The sequence below is a fragment of the Actinomadura rayongensis genome (assembly GCF_009831215.1).
Classification (GTDB): Bacteria; Actinomycetota; Actinomycetes; order Streptosporangiales; family Streptosporangiaceae; genus Spirillospora; species Spirillospora rayongensis.
On the sequence record NZ_WUTW01000001.1, the window covers coordinates 1,786,257 to 1,805,595 of the forward strand.

Consider the following 19,339-nt stretch of genomic DNA (forward strand, 5'->3'; position numbering starts at 1 on the left):
CCGCTCCGGGACGCGGCCGTCCGCCGTCTCAGCGGGCCTCGCGCCGTTCGTCGCGCTCCCGGCGCCGCTCGGCCAGCCGTTCCTCCCGCTCCGCGCGCCGGTCCTCGATCCGGCGGCGGTGCTCCTCGCGGCGCTCCCGGCGCAGCGCGGCGCGGCTCGCGCCCACCTCCCGGCGCCGCACGGACACGCCGCCGAACAGGACGAGCCCGGTGAGCCGGATCGTCGGGGCGTCGGGGTCCAGCTCGTCCTCGACGGGCTCGACGCCGCCGAACACGGTCGCGACCGAGCTGACCACGCGCACGCCCGGCGGGACGGTGATCTCCACCCCGCCGAAGATCGCGGTGATGTTGACGGTGACCTCGCGCTGGGACAGGACGGCGCGCCGGAAGTCCAGCTCGATGCCGCCGAACACGCAGGTCGCGGACGTGTGCGGTTCCACGAGCCAGCGGCCCTTGCGCTCGGCGCCGGAGAAGATCGCGATGAGCGCGCTGGACTGCGGCGCGGGCGGCGGCGCGGCCTCGGGCTCCTTGCGGAGCGAGACGGCCGGAGCGGGCGGGTCGTTCGGGGCGGGCAGGTCGTGGAGCACGGGCTCCAGCTCGGCGTACGTCCGGGCCCGGTAGACGGCGTCGATCCGCTCGGCGTGCTCCTCCGGGGTGATCCGGCCCTCGGCCAAGGCCTCGCGGAGCCGGTCGGCGACGCGGTCGCGGTCGGCGTCGGACGCGCGCAACGACGCCGGGCCGGCGGGGGCCGGATCGGGCGTCGCGGGGTCTTCGGGAAGGTTCACCCCGCCATCATCGCAAACACGATGTGTCGCGTTGAACCCCTTGCCGAAGATCGGGGCGGCCGGTTCGCGCGGCCGGCCGCCCCGTCCGCCGGGCTAGCGGGCCTTGCGCAGCCAGAAGCCGAGGCCCAGCTCGTCGTCGCGGCGCTGGGTCAGCTCCTCGTCCGGACGGCCCTCGCGGACGGCCGTGGCGAGCACGTCGCCCGCGACCTCCCCGCCGTGCGCGCGCAGCGCCTCGGCCAGGTCGTCCCCGGCGGCGTGCCACCACAGCTCGATCCGGTCGGTGATCTCCAGGCCCTCGGCCTTGCGGGCGTCCTGGACGAGCCGGACCACCTCCCGCACCAGCCCCGCCCGGCGCAGCTCCGGCGTGACCGTGAGGTCGAGCGCGACCGTCTCGCCCGCCGCGCTCTCCACGGCCCAGCCGCTGCGCGGGCGCTCGGTGACGATCAGCTCGGCGGGCGCCAGCTGCACCGGGCCGACGCCGGGGACGTCCAGCGGCGCGGCCCCGCCGGCGCGCAGCGCGGTGACGAGCGCGGCCGGGTCGGCGGCCTTGACGGCGTTCGCGACCTTCGGGGTGTCCTTGGCGAACCGGCGGCCGAGTTCCCGGAAGTTCGGCTTGACCTCGTACTCGACCAGGTCGCCGCCGACCGAGGACAGCTCCTCGAACGCCGCGACGTTCAGCTCGTCGGCGATCTGGCCGCGCAGCTCGGCGGGCAGGTCCGCCCAGCCGGGCGCCCCGACGAGCGCGCGGCCGAGCGGCTGCCGGGTGCGGACGCCGCTCGCCGCGCGGGCCGAGCGGCCGAGTTCGACGAGCCGCCGGACGAGCGCCATCCGCTCGGTGAGGGCGGCGTCGAGCAGGGTCTCGTCCACCTCGGGCCAGGACGTCAGGTGGACGGACTCGGGCGCGTCCTCCTCGCGCAGGACGTCCCACACGTGGTCGGTGATGAACGGGACGAGCGGCGCCATGAGCCGCGTCAGCGTCTCCAGGCACTCGTAGAGGGTCGCGAACGCCGCCGCGCCCTCGGGGGACTCCGGGCCGTCCCAGAACCGCTTGCGGGACCGCCGGACGTACCAGTTGGACAGGTCGTCCACGAACTCGGCGAGGCGGCGGCCCGCGCGGGCGGTGTCGAAGACCTCCAGCGCGTCCCCGACCTCGCGGACGGTCCGGTGCAGCTCGGCGAGCGCCCAGCGGTCCAGCAGCGGGCGGTCGGCGGGCGCGGGGGCCTCGGCGCGGCGGTCGGGCGTCCAGGCCCGTCCGCCGCCCTGCGCCGCCGCGTTGGCGTACAGGACGAAGAACGACGCGGTGTTCCAGTAGGTGAGGAGCACCTTGCGGACGATCTCCTCCAGCACCCCGTGCCCGACCCGCCGCGACGCCCACGGCAGCCCGCTGGCCAGCATGAACCAGCGCAGCGCGTCCGCGCCGTGCTGGTCCATCAGCGGGATGGGCCGCAGGACGTTGCCGAGGTGCTTGCTCATCTTGCGGCCGTCCTCGGCGAGGATGAGGCCGAGGCAGACGACGTTCTCGTACGACGAGCGGTCGAACACGAGCGTGCCGACGGCCATCAGCGAGTAGAACCAGCCGCGCGTCTGGTCCTGCGCCTCGCAGATGTACTGCGCGGGGTAGGACGCGTCGAACACGTCCTTGTTGCGGTGCGGCGCGCCCCACTGCGCGAACGGCATGGACCCCGAGTCGTACCAGGCGTCGATGACGTCCGGGACGCGGCGGGCCTCGGCGCCGCACTCCGGGCACGGGAACGCGACGTCGTCCACGTAGGGGCGGTGGGGCTCCAGGGTGGTCAGGTCGCGTCCGGCCAGCTCCCCGAGTTCGGCGAGCGACCCGACGCAGGTGACGTGCGCGTCGTCCTCGCCGCACACCCACAGCGGGAGCGGCGTGCCCCAGTACCGGCTGCGCGACAACGACCAGTCGACGTTGTTGCGCAGCCACTCGCCGTACCGGCCCTCCTTGACGGTCTCGGGGAACCAGTTGGTGCGGGCGTTCTCCTCCAGCAGCCGGTCCTTCACGGCCGTGGTGCGGATGTACCAGGCGGGGAGCGCGTAGTACAGCAGCGGGGTGTGGCAGCGCCAGCAGTGCGGGTAGCTGTGCTCGAAGTGGCCGCCGCGGAACAGCAGGCCGCGGGCGCGCAGGTCGGCGGTCAGGGGCTCGTCGGCGTCCTTGAAGAACGCCCCGCCGACCAGCGGGACGTCGGCGGTGAAGCGCCCGTCGGGGCCGACCGGGTTGACGACCGGCAGCCCGTAGTTCTTGCAGACGGTCATGTCGTCGGCGCCGAACGCGGGGGCCTGGTGGACGAGCCCGGTGCCGTCCTCGACCGTCACGTAGTCGCCGAGCACGACGAAATGGGCGCCGGGGATCGGTACGAAGTCGAACGGCCGCCGGTACGGGGTGCGCTCCAGCTCGCGGCCGGACAGCGTGGCGAGCCGCTCGGCGTCCGCGCCGAGGACCTGCTCCAGCAGCGGCTCGGCGACGACCAGGACCTCGTCGGACCCGGCGGGACGGGCCGCGACGTAGGTGACGTCCGGGTGGACGGCCACGGCGGTGTTGGACACGAGCGTCCACGGCGTCGTCGTCCAGATCAGCAGCGAGGCGTTCAGCTCGGCGAGCGGGCCGTCGGTGACGGGCATCCGGACGTACACCGACGGGCTCGTCACCGTCTCGTACCCGCCGGGCTGGCCCAGCTCGTGGTCGGACAGGCCGGTGCCGCAGCGCGGGCAGTACGGCGTGATGCGGAAGTCGCGGAACAGCAGGCCCTTGTCGAAGACGACCTTGAGCGACCACCAGACCGACTCCACGAAGGACGGGTCCATCGTCCGGTAGGCCTGGGACATGTCGACCCAGTAGCCCATCCGGGCGGTCATCTCCTCGAAGGCGTCCACGTGGCGCTGGACGGACTCGCGGCAGCGGTCGTTGAACTCCGCGACCCCGTACTCCTCGATGTCCTTCTTGCCGGTGAGGCCGAGTTCCTTCTCCACGGCGACCTCGACGGGCAGGCCGTGGCAGTCCCAGCCGGCCTTGCGGGGCACGTGGTACCCCTGCATGGTCTTGAACCGGGGGAAGATGTCCTTGAAGACGCGCGCCTCGACGTGGTGGACGCCGGGCATCCCGTTCGCGGTCGGCGGGCCCTCGTAGAAGATCCAGCGCGGGCCGTCGGCGGTGCGCTCCAGCGAGCGCTCGAAGATCTTGCCGTCCTGCCAGCGGCGCAGCATGTCCCGCTCCAGCGCGGGAAGATCGACCTGCGCGGGCAGGGGCCGGAACTGACGGGTCACGGTGGCGGGCCTCCGGATCGACGCGGACAACGCACGAGGACCGGAGGGACGAGACCGAAGGCCCCGCGGTACCACCCTCCTTGGCCGCGCGACGCGGCCCGCTTCGTTCCAGTCACGGCTGCCGGTTCTACTCCGGCGCGCGCGCCGTTTCCTCCGGCGGCTCCGGGGTGATCAGGACCGCCGCGCCGACCGCCGGGCTCGCACCGTCCCCGGATCGCTCATGGCCGCGCACGGCGGCAGGCGTCCCCATCACGGCCTGCCGCTCAGACTGCTGCTGGCCACTGTAACGCACGCGAACCGGTCCCTCTTCCCGGCGGTGCCGGCCCCGGACGGACCTACCCCGACCTCCCGTGTCGCCCCGACCGACCTCCCGGGCGTCTCGCCGTTCTCTCGCCGGAACGCCGGGTTTTCCTTTGCCGGACGCGAGGGCATATGAGAGCCACCGCAGCTCGTTGCCCGTCCGGTGAAAGGGGACCCCATGCTGCCCGCAGTGCCCGTCGACAAGAGCGGCGCCGACGCGACCGCCGAGGCCGAGAAGGCCCGCAAGGGACGCGCGTCCGCCAAGGCCCCGGCCAAGCCCGCCCGCAAGCCCGCGGGCAAACCGGCCGCCAAGCCGGGGACGGCGCGACCCAAGGCGAAGGCCTCGGCCCGCACCGCGAAGGCCAAGGTGAAAACGGCCACGGTCACCGCGCGGACCGCCGAGGAGGCGCCGGTGACGGCGGTCGCCGAGGTGCTGCCCGTCCGGGAGGGCGAGGAGCGCTGGACCGAGTCCGAGCTGTCGGTCGTCCGGGCCGGGCTGCAGGCGGAGATCGACGCGCTCCAGGCGCAGATCACCGTCGCGGCCTCGCAGATCGCCGAGGGCGACTCCGCCGACGGCGCGGGCGACGACCAGGCCGACGCGGGCGCCAAGACCTACGAGCGCGAACACGAGCTGGCGCTGTCCTACAATGCGCGTGACCTGCTCGCCCAGAACGAGCGGGCCGTCCAGCGGATGGACGCCGGCACGTACGGCGTCTGCGAGTCGTGCGCCCTCCCGATCGGGAAGGCGCGCTTGCAGGCGTTCCCGCGTGCCACCCTGTGTGTGACATGCAAACAACGCGAGGAACGTCGCTGAGCGACTCAACTGACCCGAAGAAGGGCGGGGCCGAGGGATCCGGGGGATCGCCTCGGCCGCGCCGTGTCGGCGTGCTGGTGGCGGTGGCCTGCGCCGCGCTGGCCCTGGACGTCATCTCCAAGATCATCGTCGTGGCGACGCTGCAGGACCGGGCGCCCATCCGGCTGCTCGGCGGACTGCTGACGCTGCGCGAGACCCGCAACAGCGGGGCCGCGTTCTCGATCGGCACCGGCTACACGATCATCTTCACCGTGATCGCGTGCGGCGTGGTCGTCGCGATCGTCCGGACGGCGCGCAACCTGCGCAGCGTCCCGTGGGCCGTGTGCCTCGGGCTGCTGCTCGGCGGCGCGCTCGGCAACCTCGTCGACCGCGTCCTGCGCGCCCCCGCGCCGTTCCAGGGCCATGTGGTCGACTGGATCGAGTGGCCGCACTGGCCGGTGTTCAACCTGGCGGACTCGGCGATCGTCTGCGGCGGCGTGCTGGCGGTGCTGCTGGCGGCGCGCGGGCTGCAGCTCGACGGCACCCGCGTGACGGGCCGCGACACGACCGACGACACGACCGACGACGCGGCCGACGACGCGACGGACGAGCGCGACGGCGCGCCGGAGGAGAAGACCCGGTGAGCGACGTGCGGAGCATGCCCGTCCCGGACGGGCTGGAGGGCGAGCGCGCCGACGCGGCCCTGTCCCGGCTGTTCGGCCTGTCACGCGGCCGGGCGGCCGACATCATCGCGGCGGGCGACGTCCTGCTGGACGGCCGCGAGGTCGCCAAGTCCGACCGGCTGCACGCCGGGGCCTGGCTGGAGGTGACGCTGCCGCCGCCGCCCGCCCCGCCCGCGCCGGTCGCCGAGCCCGTCGCGGGCCTCGGGATCCTCTACGAGGACGACGACATCGTCGTGGTGGACAAGCCGACCGGCGTCGCCGCGCACCCGACCACCGGCTGGACGGGCCCGACCGTCCTCGGCGGCCTGCTCGGCACCGGGCGGACCGTCGCGACGAGCGGCGCGGCCGAGCGGCAGGGGATCGTCCACCGGCTCGACGCGAACACGACCGGCGCGATGGTGGTGGCCAAGAGCGAGACGGCGTACTCGCGGCTGAAGCGGGCGTTCAAGGAGCGGACGGTCAAGAAGCGGTACCAGGCGCTCGTGCAGGGCCATCCGGACCCGTTCCGGGGCACTGTCGACGCCCCGATCGACCGGCACCCGTCCGGCGACGGCCGGTTCGCGGTGGTGGCGGGCGGGCGCCCGTCGGTCACCCACTACGACACGGTCGAGGCGTTCCGGGCGGCGACGCTGCTGGACGTCGACCTGGAGACCGGCCGCACCCACCAGATCCGGGTCCACATGTCGGCGATCCGGCATCCGATCGCGGGCGACCTGGCCTACGGCGCCGATCCGACGCTCGCGGCGCGGCTCGGGCTGCGGCGGCAGTGGCTGCACGCGGTGCGGCTCGGGTTCGAGCATCCCGGGCACGGCGGCTGGGTGGAGTTCGAGAGCCCCTACCCCGACGATCTGGCGCGGGCGCTGGACGCGGTCGCCGACGACGGCTGAGCGGCCGGTCACAGGAGCCGCAGCCCGGCGGCGACGACGGCGGCGGTGACGAGGGCGACGAGGAACGGGGCGCGCAGCAGGAACGCGATCCCGGCCGCCGTGACGCCGGCGATGCGGGCGCCGTCCAGGCGCAGGTCGCCGGCGGTGGTGACGGTCTGCACCGCGACCAGGGACGCCAGCAGCGCGACGGGGACGAGTTCGGTGAACCGCCGCACGCGCGGGTCCTCCAGGACGCGCTGCGGGGCGACGAGCCCGGCGAGCTTCAGCAGGTAGCAGCCGACGCCGGTGACGGTGACGGCGATCCAGACGTTCATCGGACCGGCTCCTTCACGCGCTCGCGCTCGCGTTGCCGCTCGCGCAGCCCGAGCAGCGCCGCGAACGCCGCCACCATGATCGGCACGCCGGTCGGGAGCACCGGGACGGCGAGGACGGCGATCAGCGCGCCGAGCACGGCGACGCGGACCTCGGTGGCCCCGGCGGTGAGCCGGGGCCACAGCAGGCCGAGGAACATCGCCGGGCCGAGCAGGTCGAGCCCGTACCGCTCCGGATCGCCGAGCCGGGTCGCGCCGATCGCGCCGATGAACGTCGTGATGTTCCACAGCGCGTAGGTGGGGATGCCGGTCGCGAAGAAGCCGACGCGGGCGCTGGCCCGGTCCGGCTGCGCGGTGGCGACGGCGGTGGTCTCGTCGATGACGAAATGCGCGCAGACCGCCCGCCGCCAGCCCTGCACGCGGAGCAGGTCGGCGAGCCGCAGGCCGTAGAGGGCGTTGCGCCCGGCGAGCATGACGGCCCCGAGCGTCCCGGTGAACAGCGCGCCGCCGCCGCTGACGACCCCGGCGATGGCGAACTGGGACGCGCCGCTGAACGCCAGGATGCTCAGCGCGCACGCCTGCTGGACGGACAGCCCGGCCGGGATCGCCGCAGCACCCCAGGCGAGCCCTGACATTCCGGAGGAGAAACCGATGTTGAGCCCGTCCCTGACGGCATTAGCCTCGCGGGTTCGCGTTCCGGTCTCACCTGCCGCATACTCCGCAGCACTCATGACACCGAAGGCTAAAACAAGCACGGTGACCCCGGTATTGAACCACCGTGCACTCTCGTCCCAGGGATGGCTTCAAGTGACCACCCGGACAGGTTCTTGCCCGTCCCGCGTACGGTATTGCTCCGGAATAACGGATCAAACGGGTATGTCGATCGGGCCTCGGGGTGGCGCCGGGGTGACATTTACGCAGCTCACAAGGCCATCAGGGGATGAGTCACGCGTTTCGGGCGGGGTGTTCTGGATCTTCGGCACTGTGCCGTCCGGGCCAGTTCCGCGATTTTCCGAGTTCGCCGCGCGAGCTGAATTCGGCGCCCCTCGCGACGTTCCCGATAACGCCTGGGAGGCAGGGGCTAGGAATGGCGCACTGGATCGGTGGCGCGATTTTCAGGCGTTTTCGAGACGGCGGCGCATCCAGATGTGGGGGATGCCCGCCTCTTCGTCCTCGGCGCCGAACGCCGCGTATCCCAGCCGTTCGTAGAAACCGCGCGCCGCGAGCTGCGCGTGCAGCTCGACGGCCGTCAGGCCCGCCGCGCGGGCGCGGTCCTCGACGGCGCGGACCAGCGCCGCCCCGAGGCCGGTGCCGCGCGCCTCGGGCAGGACGGCGAGCCGCCCGAGCACGCCGGTGCCGTCGCGGCGCAGCAGCCGGACCGTCCCGACCGGACGGCCGTCGATCCGGGCCAGCAGATGGTCGGCGGCGGCGTCCGCCGCGTCCAGCTCGATGTCCTGCGGCACGCCCTGCTCCCGGACGAACACCGTAAAACGGACGGAGTAGGCGTGCTCGCGGTCGGCGGCGGACACCACCGGTACGATCTCGGCGCTCATGGCCGTCAGGTCTACCAGCCGCGCGGGATCAGTGCCGGATCAGTGCCGGACGGCCGTCAGCTCCGCCTCCCAGCCGGCGAACCGGCCGCGCGCGTCGAAGTGGGCGCGGGCCGGGCCGCCCGGCGGACGCGCCTCGATCGACGTCTCGGTCTCCCGGTACGGGACGCGGTGGCGGCTCAGCAGCCGCGCCAGCGTCAGCCGGGGGTCGGCGGGGAACAGGCTGACGGCGTTGGTCAGCAGGCGCGCGACGGGCACCGGGTCCCACGCGGCGGGCGGCGCCTGCGGGTCGTCCACGTGCAGGTAGGCCGAGCCGCCGTCGTATCCGGCGCCGATGTACCCGCCGCCGCCGAGCACGCCCCCGGCCGCCATCGCGACCAGCTCGCCGCCGTGCCCGGCCGGTCCCTCGTACCAGCCGAGGTCGACCTCGGGCGTGGTGAACTCGGGGATGCCGAGCCGTTCGCCGAGCGTCCGGATGCCGAGGGTCGGGACGACCGCCGGGTGGTCCGCGCCGAACTGCGGGTTGGCCCAGCCCCACAGCCAGGTCCGCTCCCGCGCGGCGTAGCTGCCGAGCAGGGAGACCCGGACGGTCACGCCGCCGCTGGTGTACGTCCGGGCGGTGAGGTCGGCGCTCCAGTCCTCGCGCGGCAGGAACTCCGCGAGCGTCTCCTGCTGCTGCAGGACGACGGCCGCGAGCGCTGCGCCGAGACGCTCGAAGGCGGGGCTGAATCCGGACATGTCGGGCACATTATCCCAGGGATCGGGCCGTTCTGGGGTGGGAATCGGGCACCTGCCGGTTGTCGTTCGGGTCACCAGGGCGGGCTAGGCTTTCGTCGTCGGGAACGGGACGTAGACAGGAGCGTACGAGGTGCGGGCACCGGTCGTGAGGGCCTTGCGCACGTGGATCGCGACCTGTCTCCTCGTCGCCGTCCTCGGACCCCTCGCGGGCCTGCTGTGGCGGGCCGTCGCGCCGACCGTGAAGTACGTCGTCGTGGGCGGCGCGCCGTATCTCGCCGACCCCGAGAGCCGGGGCCCGATCGGCACCGACATGCGGTTCGCGCTGATCGCCGTGATCGCCGGGCTCGGCTGCGGCGCCGTCGCCTACCTCCGGGGCGGACGCGGCAACGACGTCCCGCTGCTGCTCGGCCTCGCCGCCGGAGGGGCCGCGGCGGCCGTCCTCGCCTGGCGCACCGGCCACATGATCGGCCTCGGCTCCTACCACCGCGCGCTCCGGCACGCCGCCGACGGCGCGACCGTCACCGGCGTCGCCGACCTGCGCGCCACCGGCCTGCTCGTCTTCTGGCCGATCGCGGCCGTCGCGCTCTACGGCGTGCTGGAGCTGTTCGTCAAGCGGCTATCCCCGCGCGACGGCGGCGAGGACGGCGCCGGAGAGCCGGACGAGGTCGCCGGGGGCCAGCTCGATCTGGAGCCCGCGCCGCCCCGCCGAGACGTAGACGGTCGCGAACCCTGACGCCGACGCGTCCAGCACGGCCGGCAGCCGCCGCCGCTGCCCGAGCGGGCTGATCCCGCCCACCACGTAGCCGGTCGCGCGCTCGGCGGCGCGCGGATCGGCCATCGCGGCCCGCTTCCCGCCCGTCGCCGCCGCCAGCGCCTTGAGGTCCAGCGTGGCCGACACCGGGACGATCGCGACGGTCAGCGCGCCGTCCACCTCGGCCACCAGCGTCTTGAACAGCCGCTCGCGCGGGACGCCGAGCGCGTCCGCCGCCGCCTCCCCGTAGGACCCGGCGTTCGGGTCGACGGTGTACTCGTGCAGGGTGAACGCCACGCCCGCGCGCGCCGCCGCGACCGTCGCGGGGGTGCCGCCCTTGTTCTTCGCCGCCATGGGCGACCAGTCTGCCCGGTCAGTTGGGGTGGAACGAGCCGTCCAGGAACGCGGTCCCGGGGAGGGCCGGGAAGGCGCGCAGCAGCCGCGTCTCGCGCCGGATCATGGTGCGGGCGGCGCGCAGGCGCTGCGCGGCGTCCTCGGCGGCCAGCAGGCGGCGCTTGTCGTGCCCGTCCAGGACGGCCGCCGCCGCGATCTCGTAGGACAGCCGCACCCGGTCGGCGGGCGCCGTCGGGTCCGTGACGCCCGCCCCGGCGGCGGCGAGGGCGCGCCGGTACCGGCGGAACGCGGACAGGGCCGCGACGGCCGCCGCGTCCACGTCCGCGCCCTCCTCCTCGGGCAGGTACTCGACCTCGGCCCGCAGATACGGACGGGACGCATCGGTGCCTTTCATTCGGAACCGTCGGCCGCCGACCGCCGCGACGTCGTACTTGCCGTCCGGCTGGATCGTCGCGTCGCGCAGCTCGGCCACGCACCCGACCTCCGCCAGCCGCAGCGCCGCGCCCGGCCCGACCTCGTGGCCCAGCTCGATCGAGACGACGCCGAACCGGCGCGGCCCGGGGCCGTCCAGCAGGTCGCGGACGAGCGCGAGGTAGCGGTCCTCGAACACCCGCAGCGACAGCGCCATGCCCGGGAACAGGACGGTCCCGAGGGGGAACAGCGGCAGCCGCTCGGTCACGGGGGACCTCCGTCGTCGGTTCGGGGGACGCCGCCCAGGGTACGGCGGGGCCGCGACGGGACGAACCGTCGAAATCTCACATGCTGAAGCTCCGCTAGCCTCGCGGCCATGAGGATCTCCGTCGTGGACGCCTTCACCGACCGGCCGTTCAAGGGCAATCCCGCCGCCGTCTGCCTGCTCGACGCCCCCGCCGACGAGACGTGGATGCAGGACGTCGCCGCCGAGATGCGGCATTCGGAGACGGCGTTCGTCCGGCCCGCGGACGACGGGACGTTCGAGCTGCGCTGGTTCACGCCGCTGAACGAGGTGACGCTGTGCGGGCACGCGACGCTCGCGTCCGCCCACGCGCTCTACCACGGCGGGGTCGTGCCCGCGGGGGACGAGATCCGGTTCCGGACGCTGCACAGCGGGATCCTGACCGTCCGTCCGGGGGCGGAGGGGACGCTGGAGATGGACTTCCCGGCCCGTCCGCCGGTCGCGGCGCCAGCGCCCGCCGAGTTCACCCCCGGGCTGCGCGCGCCGCTCGGCTGGACGGGCCGCAACACCCTGGCCGACTGGGTCGTGGAACTGCCCGACGCGGCGGCCGTGCGGTCCGTCGCGCCCGACATCGCCGTCCTGGCCGACGCCGAGGCCCGGCTCGTGATCGTCACCGCGCCCGCCGAGGCCGGAGCCGACCACGACTTCGTGTCCCGCACGTTCGCCCCGCGCTCCCTGCCCGGCGACGCCGAGGACCCCGTCACCGGCTCCGCCCACTGCGCCCTCGCGCCGTTCTGGGCGGAGCGCCTGGGCCGCGACGCCCTCACCGGCTACCAGGCGTCGGCGCGCGGCGGACGGGTCGGCGTCCGGCTCGCGGGGGACCGCGTCGTCCTCACCGGACGCGCCGTGACCGTTCTCTCCGGAGACCTCCTGGTATGACGGTCCGGGGTGACGGTCTCGGCACGTGAGACGAGGCGCGGCGGCGTCCCGGGGCTCCGTAGACTGGGGCCGTGATCTCCCGTATCGACCTGCGCGGCTCGCTCCCGGGCGACCTGCGCTCCGTGCTGCCCCGCGCCGATCTCGACGTCGAGGCCGCCCTGGACAAGGTGCGGCCCATCTGCGACGACGTCCGCCATCGCGGCTCGGCGGCGGTCCGGGAGCACACCCGCGCGTTCGACGGCGTGGACCGCGAGCGCAGCCGCGTCCCGGTCGCGGAGGTCCACGCGGCGCTCGCCGCGCTGGCCGCGCCCGTCCGCGACGCGCTGGAGGAGTCGATCCGGCGCGCCCGGCTCGTCCACCGCGACCAGCGCCGCACGGACGTCACCACCAACGTCGTCCCGGGCGGTACCGTCACCGAGCGGTGGATCCCGGTGGACCGCGTCGGCCTGTACGTGCCGGGCGGACGCGCCGTGTACCCGTCCAGCGTCGTCATGAACGTCGTGCCCGCGCAGGAGGCCGGGGTCGGCTCGCTCGCCGTGACCTCGCCCGCGCAGAAGGAGTTCGGCGGCCTGCCGCACCCGACGATCCTCGCCGCGTGCGCGCTGCTCGGCGTCGAGGAGGTGCACGCCGTCGGCGGCGCGCAGGCGATCGCCATGTTCGCCTACGGCACCGACGAGTGCCCGCGCGCCGACCTCGTCACCGGGCCCGGGAACGTCTACGTCGCCGCCGCCAAGCGGCTGCTCAAGGGCGTCATCGGCATCGACTCCGAGGCCGGGCCGACCGAGATCGCGATCCTCGCCGACGCGACCGCCGACCCCGTCCACGTCGCGGCCGACCTGATCAGCCAGGCCGAGCACGACACGCTCGCCGCCGCCGTCCTCGTCACCGACGCGCCCGCGCTCGCCGACGCCGTCGAGACCGAGCTGAAGGCCCAGGTCGCCCGCACCAAGCACAGCGAGCGGATCACCGCCGCGCTCGCCGGACGCCAGTCGGGCATCGTGCTCGTGGACGACGTCGCGGCCGGGCTGAAGGTCGTCGACGCCTACGCCGCCGAGCACCTGGAGATCCAGACCGCCGACGCCGACGCGGTCGCCGCGCGGGTCCGCAACGCGGGCGCGATCTTCGTCGGGCCGCACGCGCCGGTGTCGCTCGGCGACTACCTCGCCGGGTCCAACCACGTCCTGCCCACGGGCGGGTGCGCCTGCCACTCCTCGGGGCTGTCGGTGCAGTCGTTCCTGCGCGGCGTCCACGTCGTCCGCTACGACGAGGCCGCGCTCGCCGACGCCGCCGCGCGCGTCGTCGTGCTCGCCGACGCCGAGGACCTGCCCGCGCACGGCGCCGCCGTCCGCGCCCGCTTCGACTGGAAGGTCCCGTCGTGACGTCCCTGGCCGACCTCCCGCTGCGCGACGACCTGCGCGGCCGGGAGCCGTACGGGGCGCCGCAGCTCGACGTCCCGTACGCGCTGAACACCAACGAGAACCCCTACCCGCCGTCCCCGGCGCTGGTCGCGGCGCTCGGCAAGGCCGTCGAGGACGTCGCGGGCGGCCTCAACCGCTACCCCGACCGGGACGCGACGCTGCTGCGCGCCGACCTCGCCGACTTCCTCAACGCCGACACCCCCGGCGCGGGCCGCACCGGACGCGACGTGTGGGCGGCGAACGGGTCCAACGAGATCCTGCAGCAGATCCTCCAGGCGTTCGGCGGGCCGGGACGCACCGCGCTCGGGTTCGAGCCGTCCTACTCGATGCACCCGATCATCACCAAGGTGTCCGGGACGGCCTGGGTCGACGCCCACCGCGACGAGGACTTCGGGCTCGACCCGGCGGCGGCCGTCGCCGCGATCGAGAAGTACGAGCCGAGCATCGTGTTCCTGACCTCGCCCAACAACCCGACCGGCACAGCGCTGGACCTGGCGACGATCGAGGCCGTCCTGGACGCGGCGCCCGGCATGGTCGTCGTGGACGAGGCGTACGCCGAGTTCCGGCGCGGCGGCACGCCGTCCGCGCTGAACCTGCTGCCCGGCCGCCCCCGGCTGATCGTCACTCGGACGATGTCCAAGGCGTTCGCGATGGCGGGCACCCGGCTCGGCTACCTCGCCGCCGACCCCGCCGTGATCGACGCGCTGCTGCTCGTCCGGCTGCCCTACCACCTGTCGGCCGTCACGCAGGCCGTCGCGCGGACGGCCCTCGCGCACCGCGCCGAACTGCTCGGCACCGTGGACGCGCTGCGCGCCGAACGCGACGCGCTCGTCGCCTGGCTGCGCGGCGAAGGGCTGACCGTGGCCGACTCCGACGCCAACTTCGTCCTGTTCGGCTCCTTCTCCGACCGCCGCGCGGTGTGGGAGGGGCTGCTGGAGCGCGGCGTGCTGATTCGCGAGGTCGGGCCGCCCGGCTGGCTGCGCGTCAGCGTCGGCACGCCGGAGGAGACGGCCGCCTTCCGCACGGCCCTGAAGGAGGTCCTGTGATGCGCAAGGGACGCGTGGAGCGCGCGACGAAGGAGACGTCCGTCCTGGTCGAGATCGACCTCGACGGCACGGGCGAGGTCGACGTCGCGACCGGCGTCGGGTTCTTCGACCACATGCTGGCGCAGCTCGGCAAGCACGGCTCGTTCGACCTGACCGTGAAGACGCAGGGCGACCTGCACATCGACGCCCACCACACGATCGAGGACACCGCGATCGCGCTCGGGCAGGCGTTCCGGCAGGCGCTCGGCGACAAGGCGGGCATCCGGCGCTTCGCGGACGCGTCGATCCCGCTGGACGAGGCGCTGGCGCAGGTCACGGTGGACGTGTCGGGGCGGCCCTACCTCGTCCACTCCGAGCCGGACGGCCTCGCGCCGATGATCGGCCCCGAGTACGACACGACGATGACGCGGCACATCCTGGAGTCGTTCGTCGCGAACGCCCAGGTGGCGCTGCACGTCCACGTCCCCTACGGCCGCAACGCGCACCACATCGTCGAGGCGCAGTTCAAGGCCCTGGCCCGCGCCCTGCGCGACGCCGTCGCCTTCGACCCCAAGGTCCGCGGCATTCCGTCCACCAAGGGCGCGCTATGACTTCCATCGTCGTGCTCGACTACGGGTCGGGGAATCTGCGGTCGGCGGAGCGGGCCGTCGCGCGGCACGGCGTGGACGTGACCGTCACCGGGGACTGGGACGCGGCGCTCGCGGCGGACGGGCTCGTCGTGCCGGGCGTCGGGGCGTTCGCGGCGTGCATGGAAGGGCTGCGCGCGATCCGCGGCGACCAGATCATCGGGCGGCGGCTGGCCGGCGGCCGACCCGTCCTCGGTATCTGCGTCGGCATGCAGATCCTGTTCGGCAAGGGCGTCGAGCACGGCGTCAGCACCGAGGGCTGCGCGGAGTGGCCCGGCACCGTGGAGCGCCTGGACGCGCCGATCCTGCCGCACATGGGCTGGAACACCGTCGACGCGCCCGAGGGGTCCGCGCTGTTCGCGGGCCTGGACGCCGGGACGCGCTTCTACTTCGTCCACTCCTACGGCGTGCGCCGCTGGGAGCTGGAGCCCGACGCCAACGGCAACCTGCGGCCCCCGCTCGTCACCTGGGCCGAGCACGGCGACCGGTTCGTCGCGGCCGTGGAGAACGGCGCGCTGTCGGCGACGCAGTTCCACCCGGAGAAGTCCGGCGACGCGGGCGCGCAGGTGCTCGCGAACTGGCTCGCGACCGTCCGCTGACGGCCGCCCACCCCCATCGGTTCCGACAAGGAAGTTCCATGACACTGACGCTCCTTCCCGCCGTCGACGTCGCGGACGGCAAGGCCGTCCGGCTCGTGCAGGGCGAGGCGGGCACCGAGACCTCCTACGGCGCCCCGCTGGACGCGGCCCTGGCCTGGCAGAAGGCGGGCGCGGAGTGGATCCATCTGGTCGACCTGGACGCGGCGTTCGGGCGCGGCTCCAACCGCGAGCTGCTCGCCGAGGTGACCGGACGGCTGGACGTCAAGGTGGAGCTGTCGGGCGGCATCCGCGACGACGCGTCGCTGGAGGCCGCGCTCGCGACGGGCTGCGCGCGCGTCAACATCGGCACGGCCGCGCTGGAGAACCCGGAGTGGTGCCGCAAGATCATCGCCTCGCACGGGGACCGGATCGCCGTCGGCCTGGACGTGCGCGGCACGACGCTCGCGGCGCGCGGCTGGACGCGCGAGGGCGGCGACCTGTGGGAGGTGCTGGCGCGGCTGGAGGACGACGGCTGCCCGCGCTACGTCGTCACCGACGTCACCAAGGACGGCACGCTGCGCGGCCCGAACACCGAGCTGCTGCGCGAGGTCTGCGCGCGCACCGACAAGCCCGTCGTGGCGTCCGGCGGGGTGTCGTCGCTGGACGACCTGCGGGCGCTGGCGGAGCTGACCGGCGACGGCGTCGAGGGCGCGATCGTCGGCAAGGCCCTCTACGCGGGCGCGTTCACGCTGGAAGAGGCGCTGGAGGCGGTGCGCTGATGGGCGTGGCCGTGCGCGTCATCCCCTGCCTGGACGTCGACGCGGGCCGCGTGGTGAAGGGCGTCAACTTCCAGAACCTGCGCGACGCGGGCGACCCGGTGGAGCTGGCGCGCCGCTACGACGCCGAGGGCGCCGACGAGCTGACGTTCCTCGACATCACGGCGTCCAGCGGCGACCGGTCCACCACCTACGACGTGGTGCGCCGCACGGCCGAGCAGGTGTTCATCCCGCTGACGGTCGGCGGCGGCGTCCGCACGGTGGACGACGTGGACCGGCTGCTGCGCGCGGGCGCCGACAAGGTGTCGATCAACACGGCGGCCATCGCGCGCCCGGAGTTCCTGCGGGAGGCCGCGCACCGGTTCGGGTCGCAGTGCGTCGTGCTGTCGGTGGACGCCCGCCGCGTCACGGGCGGCACGGTGACCGCGTCCGGCTACGAGGTCACCACGCACGGCGGACGGCGCGGCACCGGCATCGACGCGGTCGAGTGGACGCGGCGCGGCGCGGAGCTGGGCGTCGGCGAGATCCTGCTGAACTCGATGGACGCGGACGGCACCAAGGCCGGGTTCGACCTGGAGATGCTGGAGCGCGTCCGGGCGGCGACGACCGTCCCGGTGATCGCGTCCGGCGGCGCGGGCGCGGTGGAGCACTTCGCCCCGGCCGTCGCGGCGGGCGCCGACGCGGTGCTCGCCGCGAGCGTGTTCCACTTCGGCGACATGACGGTCGGCGACGTCAAGACGGCCCTGCGCGCGGCCGGCAACCCCGTCCGCTGACGGTCCGCCGCGCGGGGAGCGGCGGACCGGGACGGCGTCACCGCTCGCGGGCGGGCTCCGGCTTCTTGCCGAGCGCGCCGACCTGCGCGTGGAAGACGCCCGCCAGCAGCACGCCCACCGCGCCCGCCGCGAGCGCGGCCACCGGATGCGCGCCGATGTGAGCGAGCCCGCCGAGGTAGACGGCGATGACGAGCAGCGGCCAGCCGAGGAGCAGGTTCACGATCGGCGCGGTGCTGAACGGGTTCGCGAACTCCTCCTTGCTGATGCCCTTCACGAAGTGGGGGAAGCCGTTCGCGCCGAGCAGGCCGGCCAGGAACGCGTAGACGAGGGTCGAGGTCATGGGGGCGACTCCTGATGCGCTGGTCGATGGATGCGGTCAGACGGCGAGCAGGACGGCGCCGACGGTCCGCCTGCTCTCCAGGTCGAGGTGGGCCAGGACGGCGTCCTCCAGCGGGTACACCGCGTGGACGCGGGTGGTGAGGTCGCCGGCGACGGCGGCGGCGAGCGCCCGCTCGGCGTCGGCGCGCTGCTCGTCGAGCGGCTTGGCGAACGCGATCCCGAGCGGGCCGACGACCGACAGGCCGCGCCGGACGATCTCGATCGCGTCGAGCGGCGTCCAGGCGCCGGACGCGAAGCCGTAGATCCCGAGGCGCCCGCCGTTCGCGGCGGCGGCGAGCGCCTGCGCGCCGACGTCGCCGCCGATCGCGTCGACCGCGACGTCCGCGCCCCGCCCGCCGGTGGCGTCCCGCACGGCCTCGACCCAGCCGGGGTCGCCGTAGTCGACGGTGACGTCCGCGCCGAACCCGGCGGCTGCGGCGAGCTTGCCGGGGCCGCCGACGCCGCCGATGACGGGTTCGGCGCCGAGCCGCTTGGCGAGCTGGACGAGCACGGACCCGATGCGCCCGGCGGCGGCGGTGACGAGCACGCTCTCGCCCGCCCGGACCCGCATCGCCGCCAGGACGCCGACCGCCACCGCGCCCGCCTGGAACACCGGGACGGCCCGGTCGAGCGTCAGGCCGTCCGGCACGGCGAACACGTTGCCGGCCTCGGCGACGGCGACCTCGGCGTACCCGCCGGTGTTGCCGAGCGTCGTCGCGACGACCCGGGCGCCGAGCAGGGACGGGTCCACGCCCGGCCCGACCTCGGTGACCCGGCCGCCGACCTCGATGCCCGGGTCGTAGGGGAGCGGCAGCGGGTAGCGCCCGGAGCGGACGATCGTCTCGGCATAGGTCGCCCCGGCCACCTTCACGTCCACCGCGACCTGGCCGGCCGCCGGACGCGGCGCGTCGGTCTCCTCGATCCGCATGACCTGCGGCGCGCCGAATTCGCGCACGCGGACGATACGCATGTTCCATTCCTCCAGAGCCCGGGCGGTCCAGTAGTTCGTAGCGCGAATATGTCGTCGCGCTGCCCGGTGCTTGAAGCGTGCCGTCCTGCGGAGAGGTGCGGCAAGTATCAGTCCGGCCGCGATGGCTCAGTCGAGACAGCTGGCGGAAACTGTCACGCTGAGGCGGGCGGCCAGCTGTTGACCTCGTGCACCACCGCGGTCGCGATCCTGCCGAACCGGTCGGCCATCTCCGCGGCCGTCGCGGGCCGGCCGTTGGCCAGCCACCACGCGATCGACTGGACGAACAGGGCCGAGATCAGCGTGGGCACCAGGCCCGCCCCGGCCGGGCCGCCGCCCGGCGGCCCGGCGGCGGACGCGTCGGGCAGGTGCGCGGTGATCAGGTCGGTGAGCCGCGCGCGCATCCGGCCCGCGAACCACTGGCCGCCCGAATCGCCGAGCAGCGCCGCGTAGATCCGGTGGTGCTCGGCGAAGTGCTCGAAAAAGGCGATCCACCGCCGCTCGACGGGCTCGTCGTTTCCGTCCGGCGGATGCGCGGTGAGAAGGGCGACCGCCTCGGCGAAAATGGTCTCCACCAGATCGTATTTGTCCTGGTAATTGCGGTAGAAGGCGGCCCGGCTCACCATCGCGCGTTCGGTGATGGCGCTCACGGTCGTGCGCTCGAAACCGCGCTCGGCGATGAGTTCGGTCAGCGCCTCGCGGAGGAGCTTGCGCGTCCGCCGCGTGCGCACGTTCTCGGTCGGCCCGGCCATC

22 protein-coding genes are annotated in these 19,339 nt (G+C 74.3%); 11 read left to right on the forward strand and 11 right to left on the reverse strand.

Annotation, left to right across the window (positions count from 1 at the left end; genetic code table 11):
* Positions 1-28: 28 nt before the first annotated feature.
* Positions 29-784, reverse strand: coding sequence for a DUF1707 domain-containing protein (locus GQ466_RS08470; protein WP_161102139.1), 756 nt, complete (start codon positions 782-784; stop codon positions 29-31).
* Between the two features lie 93 nt (positions 785-877).
* Positions 878-4,063: an isoleucine--tRNA ligase gene (gene ileS, locus GQ466_RS08475; protein ID WP_161102140.1), complete on the reverse strand. Its 3,186-nt coding sequence runs from the start codon at positions 4,061-4,063 to the stop codon at positions 878-880.
* 712 nt (positions 4,064-4,775) lie between these two features.
* Here ileS and GQ466_RS31375 point away from each other — a divergent pair.
* The 3 genes from GQ466_RS31375 (at position 4,776) to GQ466_RS08490 (ending at position 6,726) form a co-directional block, all read left to right on the forward strand.
* Positions 4,776-5,177, forward strand: coding sequence for a TraR/DksA family transcriptional regulator (locus GQ466_RS31375; RefSeq protein WP_337193399.1), 402 nt, complete (start codon positions 4,776-4,778; stop codon positions 5,175-5,177).
* Positions 5,178-5,248: 71 nt separating this feature from the next.
* Complete coding sequence (locus GQ466_RS08485) at positions 5,249-5,800, forward strand: signal peptidase II (RefSeq protein WP_337193370.1); 552 nt, start codon at positions 5,249-5,251, stop codon at positions 5,798-5,800.
* Positions 5,797-6,726, forward strand: a complete 930-nt coding sequence (locus GQ466_RS08490; RefSeq protein ID WP_161102143.1) for an RluA family pseudouridine synthase — start codon at positions 5,797-5,799, stop codon at positions 6,724-6,726. Before GQ466_RS08485 ends, GQ466_RS08490 begins: the two co-directional genes overlap by 4 nt.
* A gap of 8 nt (positions 6,727-6,734) precedes the next feature.
* On the opposite strand, the gene GQ466_RS08495 is transcribed toward GQ466_RS08490, so the two are convergent.
* From GQ466_RS08495 to GQ466_RS08510, 4 genes are all read right to left on the reverse strand, one after another.
* Positions 6,735-7,040 (reverse strand): AzlD domain-containing protein, encoded by a 306-nt coding sequence (locus GQ466_RS08495; protein WP_161102144.1) that lies wholly within the window; start codon positions 7,038-7,040, stop codon positions 6,735-6,737.
* Positions 7,037-7,672: an AzlC family ABC transporter permease gene (locus GQ466_RS08500; RefSeq protein ID WP_202420016.1), complete on the reverse strand. Its 636-nt coding sequence runs from the start codon at positions 7,670-7,672 to the stop codon at positions 7,037-7,039. The genes GQ466_RS08495 and GQ466_RS08500 overlap by 4 nt, the downstream gene beginning before the upstream one ends.
* A 480-nt stretch (positions 7,673-8,152) precedes the next feature.
* Complete coding sequence (locus GQ466_RS08505; protein WP_161102146.1) at positions 8,153-8,590, reverse strand: GNAT family N-acetyltransferase; 438 nt, start codon at positions 8,588-8,590, stop codon at positions 8,153-8,155.
* 39 nt (positions 8,591-8,629) lie between these two features.
* Positions 8,630-9,325: a DUF6882 domain-containing protein gene (locus GQ466_RS08510; RefSeq protein WP_161102147.1), complete on the reverse strand. Its 696-nt coding sequence runs from the start codon at positions 9,323-9,325 to the stop codon at positions 8,630-8,632.
* Between the two features lie 145 nt (positions 9,326-9,470).
* Here GQ466_RS08510 and GQ466_RS08515 point away from each other — a divergent pair, with 145 nt between their 5' ends.
* Positions 9,471-10,058: a hypothetical protein gene (locus GQ466_RS08515; protein ID WP_337193371.1), complete on the forward strand. Its 588-nt coding sequence runs from the start codon at positions 9,471-9,473 to the stop codon at positions 10,056-10,058.
* Here GQ466_RS08515 and ybaK read toward each other — a convergent pair.
* Together ybaK and GQ466_RS08525 are read right to left on the reverse strand one after the other, a co-directional pair.
* A complete protein-coding gene (gene ybaK / locus GQ466_RS08520; RefSeq protein WP_161102148.1) occupies positions 9,942-10,430 on the reverse strand; it encodes a Cys-tRNA(Pro) deacylase in 489 nt (162 codons plus the stop codon). The two genes, GQ466_RS08515 and ybaK, sit on opposite strands and share 117 nt — an antisense overlap.
* A gap of 19 nt (positions 10,431-10,449) precedes the next feature.
* The gene (locus tag GQ466_RS08525) at positions 10,450-11,109 is read right to left on the reverse strand and encodes an LON peptidase substrate-binding domain-containing protein (protein WP_161102149.1); all 660 of its coding nucleotides are present in this window, start codon (positions 11,107-11,109) and stop codon (positions 10,450-10,452) included.
* A gap of 108 nt (positions 11,110-11,217) precedes the next feature.
* Between GQ466_RS08525 and GQ466_RS08530 the strand changes: the two genes are divergently transcribed.
* From GQ466_RS08530 to hisF, 7 genes are all read left to right on the forward strand, one after another.
* Positions 11,218-12,024: a PhzF family phenazine biosynthesis protein gene (locus GQ466_RS08530; RefSeq protein WP_161102150.1), complete on the forward strand. Its 807-nt coding sequence runs from the start codon at positions 11,218-11,220 to the stop codon at positions 12,022-12,024.
* Between the two features lie 71 nt (positions 12,025-12,095).
* Positions 12,096-13,403, forward strand: coding sequence for a histidinol dehydrogenase (gene hisD, locus GQ466_RS08535; RefSeq protein WP_161102151.1), 1,308 nt, complete (start codon positions 12,096-12,098; stop codon positions 13,401-13,403).
* Positions 13,400-14,488 carry a histidinol-phosphate transaminase gene (locus tag GQ466_RS08540; RefSeq protein WP_337193372.1) on the forward strand — a complete coding sequence of 363 codons (1,089 nt, stop codon included), beginning with the start codon at positions 13,400-13,402 and terminating at the stop codon, positions 14,486-14,488. The genes hisD and GQ466_RS08540 overlap by 4 nt, the downstream gene beginning before the upstream one ends.
* On the forward strand, positions 14,485-15,078 hold the full coding sequence (gene hisB / locus GQ466_RS08545) for an imidazoleglycerol-phosphate dehydratase HisB (protein ID WP_103563142.1): 594 nt from the start codon (positions 14,485-14,487) through the stop codon (positions 15,076-15,078). The genes GQ466_RS08540 and hisB overlap by 4 nt, the downstream gene beginning before the upstream one ends.
* Positions 15,075-15,713 carry an imidazole glycerol phosphate synthase subunit HisH gene (gene hisH, locus GQ466_RS08550; RefSeq protein ID WP_161102152.1) on the forward strand — a complete coding sequence of 213 codons (639 nt, stop codon included), beginning with the start codon at positions 15,075-15,077 and terminating at the stop codon, positions 15,711-15,713. The genes hisB and hisH overlap by 4 nt, the downstream gene beginning before the upstream one ends.
* A 38-nt stretch (positions 15,714-15,751) precedes the next feature.
* Positions 15,752-16,471, forward strand: coding sequence for a bifunctional 1-(5-phosphoribosyl)-5-((5-phosphoribosylamino)methylideneamino)imidazole-4-carboxamide isomerase/phosphoribosylanthranilate isomerase PriA (priA, locus tag GQ466_RS08555; protein ID WP_161102153.1), 720 nt, complete (start codon positions 15,752-15,754; stop codon positions 16,469-16,471).
* Entirely contained in the window at positions 16,471-17,241 is a 771-nt protein-coding gene (hisF, locus tag GQ466_RS08560; RefSeq protein ID WP_161102154.1) for an imidazole glycerol phosphate synthase subunit HisF, read from the forward strand. The genes priA and hisF overlap by 1 nt, the downstream gene beginning before the upstream one ends.
* Positions 17,242-17,278: 37 nt before the next feature.
* Here the strand turns inward: hisF and GQ466_RS08565 are convergent, their stop codons facing one another.
* The 3 genes from GQ466_RS08565 to GQ466_RS08575 form a co-directional block, all read right to left on the reverse strand.
* On the reverse strand, positions 17,279-17,581 hold the full coding sequence (locus GQ466_RS08565; RefSeq protein WP_161102155.1) for a hypothetical protein: 303 nt from the start codon (positions 17,579-17,581) through the stop codon (positions 17,279-17,281).
* 36 nt (positions 17,582-17,617) lie between these two features.
* On the reverse strand, positions 17,618-18,589 hold the full coding sequence (locus GQ466_RS08570; RefSeq protein WP_161102156.1) for a zinc-binding dehydrogenase: 972 nt from the start codon (positions 18,587-18,589) through the stop codon (positions 17,618-17,620).
* Positions 18,590-18,741: 152 nt separating this feature from the next.
* Positions 18,742-19,338 carry a TetR/AcrR family transcriptional regulator gene (locus GQ466_RS08575; RefSeq protein ID WP_161102157.1) on the reverse strand — a complete coding sequence of 199 codons (597 nt, stop codon included), beginning with the start codon at positions 19,336-19,338 and terminating at the stop codon, positions 18,742-18,744.
* Between the last annotated feature and the right edge of the window lies 1 nt (position 19,339).